The sequence below is a fragment of the Sodalis-like endosymbiont of Proechinophthirus fluctus genome (assembly GCF_001602625.1).
Lineage (GTDB): Bacteria > Pseudomonadota > Gammaproteobacteria > Enterobacterales > Enterobacteriaceae.
In genome coordinates this window covers 14,902-21,067 of record NZ_LECR01000049.1, presented here as the reverse complement: position 1 = coordinate 21,067, position 6,166 = coordinate 14,902, and the positions used below count along the sequence as shown (strand labels likewise).

Here is a 6,166-nt window from a genome sequence, read left to right as displayed (position 1 = left end):
TCTCATTTTTGGGCTCAGCGGATCAGCATCCGCTCCAGATCCCTTGTTATATCACCTATACCAATGAAAAGACCCATGAGGTCATCCGTCAAAATTTGGATCGCAGTCCGATGTACACCGGCATCATTAAGGGCGTAGGGCCGCGTTACTGTCCGTCCATTGAAGATAAGGTCATGCGCTTCACTGATCGCGATACCCACCAGATCTTCCTCGAGCCAGAAGGGCTTACCAGCAAAGAAATTTATCCCAACGGCATCTCGACCAGCCTGCCGTTCGATGTACAGATGAAAATCGTCCACTCCGTGCAGGGACTGGAGAATGCGCGTATAGTACGTCCTGGCTATGCGATCGAGTACGACTTCTTTGATCCGCGCGATCTCAAGCTGACGCTGGAAAGCAAATTGATCTCGGGGCTATTCTTCGCCGGCCAAATCAACGGAACTACCGGATACGAAGAGGCCGCCGCACAGGGAATGCTCGCCGGTCTGAACGCCTCAAGGTTTGCCACCGACAAAGAGGGCTGGGTGCCGCGGCGCGATCAGGCTTATCTGGGGGTACTGGTTGATGATTTATGTACATTTGGCACCAAAGAGCCTTACCGTATGTTTACCTCCCGTGCTGAATACCGGCTGTCGTTGCGTGAAGATAACGCCGATCTTCGTCTAACGGAAATCGGCCGGCAGCTCGGTTTGGTAGATGAAGTGCGCTGGGCGCGCTTCTGCGCCAAACAAGAACAGATAGCGCTGGAGCGTCAGCGTTTGCGCGATATATGGATACATCCCAGCAGCAAAGGCGTCGATCAGCTTAATCTGCTGCTCAAAGATCCGCTGACGCGCGAATCTAACGGAGAAGAGCTCCTGCGTCGCCCGGAGATGGATTATGCGCGGCTAACCGGCCTGGACCGCTTTGGTCCAGCACTGATCGACAACCAGGCAGCGGAACAGGTCGAGATCCAGATCAAATACCAGGGCTACATCGCCCGTCAGCAGGAGGAGATTGCGCGCCAGATGCGCAATGAACATACACTGCTACCGGCGGATATGGATTTTAATACTGTTCCTGGCCTATCCAACGAAGTGATCGCCAAACTCAACGATCACAAACCTAGCTCTATCGGACAGGCTTCACGTATTTCCGGCGTGACGCCGGCGTCGATTTCCATCTTGCTAGTCTGGCTGAAAAAACAGGGGTTACTGCGCCACAGTGCCTGACAATGACGGAATCATTGATTCTTGGGACATTGGAGACCCTGTTTAGGCAGGCGGACGTAGCTATGTCAGCAGCGCAAAAAAAGCAGTTACTGGGCTATATCGCGCTGGTGCATAAATGGAATAAGGCGTACAACCTGACATCGTTGCGTTACCCGGAGTAAATGCTGGTTCGTCACATCATGGATAGTATCGTCGTCAATCCCCATTTGCGCGGTGGCCGCTTCATCGACGTCGGTACTGGCCCTGGGCTGCTATGTATTCCGCTGGCTATTGTGCGACCCGAGGCGCGTTTCACTCTCCTAGATAGTCTAGGTAGGCGCATACGTTTTCTGCGTCAGGTACAGCATAAACTAGGGCTCGATAATGTCGTGGCAGTGCAGAGTCGGGTAGAGAGCTTCAAGACGCCCGAGGGTTTTGATGGCATTATAAGCCGCGCTTTTGCTTCCCTCGGTGACATGCTGATCTGGTGCGCTGCGGCGCTACCGGCCAGAGAAAAAGGGCGATTTTATGCGCTGAAAAGCCAGCTCTCCGAGACGGAGCTGAGCATGCTGCCGCCGGGCTTTTGGCTAGAATCGGTGATCATGCTTCAATCAAGTGCCAGGCTTGGAGGGCGAACGGCATATTGTAGTGGTGGCGGCAAATTAAATTGCTTTTCGTCAACAAAAAAGGCAAAAAGAAGCGCCGGCGCTTTGTTTAATAAAGCGCCGGCGGTAATTTAGGCGTCACAAGAATTATTTATTTTAAAAATAATTATTATTATATAAATTTTTGTTACATTAACAAACCGCGCGGCATATAAACGCGTGTGACTCCTGTAGGACAATAGGCGTGCCCAAATAGAGTATAGAGTATATATAATTAATTTTTTAATTTCTGAGATGGATGAATTAATCGCTGGCTTACGCTTCTAAATCCGCCGCGGTGTGATATTGTCCGAAGTTCTACAGGCGATAATTGGCGGAGCATTGGAGGGTTTTGCCTGTTTTTACATGTTATGAGTTGAGTCCCACGCTTTTGTGGTAAAAAAGATGAAATCTGCATTTTTTAAATTATTGTTCATCTTTTCGCTACTTATCGATTGAATTTGTAGTACTGACCCGTATAATTTGCACGTTTTTCACCGCTTAACTGAATCACGGCAAAGGCAATTTTATACATGCTCAGCCGGAGTTAAGCATGTAGGGAGAGTGCAAAAGTCATGACCTTAGCCTTTTACAGCTGTAAGGTCGCTGGAAAGCTACTGTTTTCCCAGTTGATAACTTTGGTTCCGTTCAGCGTTCTGTGCATTCTGCAAGTCCCAATGCGCCGCCGCATCAGTCACGGAGGCGGGCCGGCCGGTTGCTGGGTATCTTGTTCATGCTGTACGCATGCCATTATCAGGCCCAGGCTGCGGTCTCGGGTCGCATCGCCTGGTCATTCACCATCGATGAGGAGCTAAGATAGCGGCGGCTATCACCTTGCTGGTCTTTTCGCTTGGGATGTTCAAAACCGTGTTTGTCCCAAATTAACAACAAAGGGTAATAAGAGGCATCATGTCTGCATTAGGAGAAATCGCTACTCCACAGAAATACATAGGACACCACCTGAACAACCTTCAGTTGGACCTGCGTACATTTGAACTAGTTAATCCCCACTCGGCGGCGTCTTTCTGGGTCTTGAACATTGATTCTATGTTCTTCTCACTGCTTCTGGGCGCGATTTTCTTGCTGATATTTGGCCGCGTCGCCAAAGGCGCTACTAGCGGTGTGCCAGGAAAAATGCAAACCTTCGTCGAACTAGTAGTCGGTTTTGTCAACAGCAGCGTGCGGGATATGTTTCACGGTAAAAGCAAACTCATTGCTCCTCTGGCGCTAACCACCTTCGTCTGGGTATTTTTGATGAACCTGATGGATTTGCTGCCCATCGATTTGCTGCCCTATCTCGGCGAGCACGTGCTCGGCTTGCCAGCACTGCGCGTGGTGCCCTCGGCTGACGTTAACATTGCGCTGTCGATGGCGCTCGGCGTATTTATCCTCATCCTGTATTACAGCGTAACAACGAAAGGGATCGGCGGCTTCGTCAAAGAGCTTACCATGCATCCGTTCAATCACCCGATTTTCATTCCCGTCAACCTGATTCTCGAAGGCGTCAGCCTGCTGTCTAAGCCGGTGTCTTTGGGCCTTCGATTGTTTGGCAACATATATGCAGGTGAGTTGATCTTCATCCTAACTGCTGGCCTTTTACCTTGGTGGTCGCAATGGATTCTGAATGTGCCCTGGGCCATTTTCCATATCGTAATTATTACGTTACAAGCCTTTATCTTCATGGTCCTGACGATTGTTTATCTAGCGATGGCGTCTAAAGTACATTAATTTTTATAAACATTAATACTGCGTTTAACTGAAATAAACTGGAGACTGTCATGGAAAACCTGAATATGGATCTTCTGTACGTGGCTGCCGCCGTGATGATGGGTCTGGCGGCAATCGGTGCTGCGATCGGTATCGGCATCCTGGGTGGTAGATTTTTGGAAGGCGCCGCGCGTCAGCCTGATTTGATCCCTCTGCTGCGCACGCAGTTTTTTATCGTTATGGGTCTGGTTGACGCCATCCCCATGATCACCGTGGGTTTGGGCCTGTACGTTATGTTCGCCGTAGCTTAGTGTTAAACACTAAGCTAACCAACATAGAATCATTAATTTTACAAGAGGTATTGTGCTATGAATATTAATTCAACAATCCTCGGTCAGGCCATTGCATTTGTCCTGTTTGTGCTGTTCTGCATGAAGTATGTGTGGCCACCGTTAATGGCTGCCATCGAGAAGCGTCAGAAAGAAATTACTGACAGTCTGGCTTCCATAGAACGCGCAAAAAAAGATCTAGACATCGCCCAGGCCGAAGCAACCGATCATTTGAAACAAGCAAGGGTGGAAGCCCAGGCGATTATCGAACAAGCCAGCAAGCGTAAAGCGCAAGTGATTGATGAAGCTAAAGCCGAAGCGAAAGCGGAACGCAACAAAATCCTAGCGCAGACGCAGGCCGAGATTGACGCCGAACGCAAGCGCGCCTGCGAGGAGTTGCGCAGGCAGGTCGCTATGCTGGCTTTAGCAGGTGCCGAGAAGATCATCGAACGTTCCGTAGATGAAGCTACCAACAGCGACATCGTCGATAAAATTGTAGCTGAACTGTAGGAGAGAGAGGCCGATGTCTGAACTGGTAACTGTAGCTCGCCCCTACGCCAAAGCGGTTTTTAACTTTGCTGTCGAACATCAAGACGTGGCACACTGGCAGTCGATGCTGGCGTTCTCCGCCGAGGTGAGCCGCAATGAGCGGATAACCGAACTGCTCTCTGGCGCTGTTAGACCAGAAAGGCTAGCTCAAACGTTTATCGTGGTCTGTGGCGAGGAGCTTGATGCCTCCGGTCAGAACCTGATTCGGGTCATGGCGGAAAATAGGCGTCTGGCGGCTCTACCCGATGTGCTGGAACAGTTCATTCTTCTGCGCGCGGCGCAGGAGGCGACTGTGGAAGTGGATGTCACTTCTGCCAGCGCGTTGAAAGAAAAGCAACTGACAAAAATTAGTGCCGCGATGGAGCAGCGTCTGTCACGCAAAGTTAAACTGAATTGCAAAATTGATAAGTCTGTTGTGGCCGGCATCGTGATACGCGCTGGCGATATGGTGATAGACGGTAGCGTACGCGGTCGTCTGGAGCGCCTGGCAGACGTCTTGCAGTCTTAAGAGGACTGAGGCATGCAACTAAATTCCACCGAAATCAGCGAACTGATCAAGCAGCGTATTGCTCAATTCAATATAGTGAGCGAAGTTCACAACGAAGGTACCATCCTTTCCGTCGGCGACGGGATCATCCGTATACACGGCTTAGCCGAAGTCATGCAGGGTGAAATGATCGCGCTGCCAGGCAACCGTTTTGCTATCGCCCTGAACCTGGAACGCGACTTCGTCAGCGCCGTGGTCATGGGGCCGTATGCGGATCTAGCTGAAGGTATGAAAGTCAAATGTACCGGGCGTATTCTGGAAGTGCCGGTCGGCCGTGGGCTGCTTGGACGCGTGGTTAATACTCTGGGTGCTCCTATCGACGGTAAAGGCTCACTGGAGCATGATGGATTCTCCTCTGTTGAAGCAATTGCCCCGGGCGTTATCGAACGTCAGTCGGTCGATGAACCGGTGCAGACCGGTTATAAGTCCGTCGACGCTATGATTCCTATCGGTCGTGGTCAGCGCGAGCTGATTATCGGCGACCGTCAGACTGGGAAATCGGCGCTGGCTATCGACACCATCATCAACCAGCGCGACAGCGGCATCAAATGTATTTATGTAGCCATCGGTCAGAAAGCGTCTACTATCGCTAACGTGATACGTAAGCTGGAAGAGCACGGCGCATTGGCGAACACCATCGTGGTGGTCGCCAATGCGTCCGAATCTGCCGCATTGCAGTATCTAGCGCCGTATGCCGGTTGTACCATGGGTGAATATTTCCGCGATCGCGGTGAAGACGCGCTGATCGTCTATGATGATCTCTCTAAGCAGGCCATCGCGTATCGTCAAATATCCCTGCTGCTCCGTCGTCCGTCCGGCCGTGAAGCCTATCCTGGTGACGTATTCTACCTGCATTCCCGTTTGCTGGAGCGCGCTTCCCGCGTTAACGCGGAATACGTTAAAAACTACACTAAGGGTGAAGTGAAGGGTAAGACCGGTTCTTTAACCGCACTGCCTATAATCGAAACCCAGGCCGGTGACGTTTCCGCCTTCGTACCGACCAATGTGATATCCATCACAGATGGTCAGATTCTCCTGGAATCGAACCTGTTCAATGCGGGTATCCGTCCTGCCGTAAACCCGGGGATCTCGGTTTCCCGCGTTGGTGGCGCCGCTCAGACCAAGATCATGAAAAAACTGTTCGGCGGTATCCGTACCGCGTTGGCGCAGTATCATGAATTGGCCGCTTTCTCCCAGTTC

The 6,166-nt window shown here is 51.1% G+C and carries 6 protein-coding genes and 2 pseudogenes; 7 read left to right on the top strand and 1 reads right to left on the bottom strand.

The window, feature by feature from the left end:
* A partial coding sequence (mnmG, locus tag BG74_RS17135) for a tRNA uridine-5-carboxymethylaminomethyl(34) synthesis enzyme MnmG (RefSeq protein ID WP_244267353.1) occupies positions 1–1,211 on the top strand: 1,211 nt, incomplete at its 5' end.
* Between the two features lie 62 nt (positions 1,212–1,273).
* Positions 1,274–1,856: pseudogene (gene rsmG, locus BG74_RS05775) on the top strand (16S rRNA (guanine(527)-N(7))-methyltransferase RsmG).
* Between the two features lie 731 nt (positions 1,857–2,587).
* On the opposite strand, the gene BG74_RS13400 reads toward rsmG, so the two are convergent.
* Entirely contained in the window at positions 2,588–2,725 is a 138-nt protein-coding gene (locus BG74_RS13400; RefSeq protein ID WP_187202694.1) for a hypothetical protein, read from the bottom strand.
* Positions 2,726–2,743: 18 nt separating this feature from the next.
* Between BG74_RS13400 and atpB the strand changes: the two genes are divergently transcribed.
* The 5 genes and pseudogenes from atpB to atpA form a co-directional block, all read left to right on the top strand.
* On the top strand, positions 2,744–3,562 hold the full coding sequence (atpB, locus tag BG74_RS05770) for a F0F1 ATP synthase subunit A (RefSeq protein WP_066597234.1): 819 nt from the start codon (positions 2,744–2,746) through the stop codon (positions 3,560–3,562).
* Positions 3,563–3,612: 50 nt separating this feature from the next.
* Entirely contained in the window at positions 3,613–3,852 is a 240-nt protein-coding gene (atpE, locus tag BG74_RS05765; RefSeq protein ID WP_066597232.1) for a F0F1 ATP synthase subunit C, read from the top strand.
* A 57-nt stretch (positions 3,853–3,909) separates the two neighbouring features.
* Entirely contained in the window at positions 3,910–4,380 is a 471-nt protein-coding gene (atpF, locus tag BG74_RS05760) for a F0F1 ATP synthase subunit B (RefSeq protein ID WP_066597231.1), read from the top strand.
* 13 nt (positions 4,381–4,393) lie between these two features.
* Positions 4,394–4,927 (top strand): F0F1 ATP synthase subunit delta, encoded by a 534-nt coding sequence (gene atpH, locus BG74_RS05755; RefSeq protein WP_066597229.1) that lies wholly within the window; start codon positions 4,394–4,396, stop codon positions 4,925–4,927.
* Positions 4,928–4,939: 12 nt separating this feature from the next.
* Positions 4,940–6,166, top strand: a pseudogene (gene atpA / locus BG74_RS05750) (F0F1 ATP synthase subunit alpha); the annotation flags it as partial.

Excerpts from the sequence above, each read along its gene's own strand:
- atpF (WP_066597231.1), top strand. The coding sequence starts at position 3,910 with ATGAATATTAATTCAACAATCCTCGGTCAGGCCATTGCATTTGTCCTG.
- atpB (WP_066597234.1), top strand. The coding sequence starts at position 2,744 with ATGTCTGCATTAGGAGAAATCGCTACTCCACAGAAATACATAGGACAC.
- atpE (WP_066597232.1), top strand. The coding sequence starts at position 3,613 with ATGGAAAACCTGAATATGGATCTTCTGTACGTGGCTGCCGCCGTGATG.
- atpH (WP_066597229.1), top strand. The coding sequence starts at position 4,394 with ATGTCTGAACTGGTAACTGTAGCTCGCCCCTACGCCAAAGCGGTTTTT.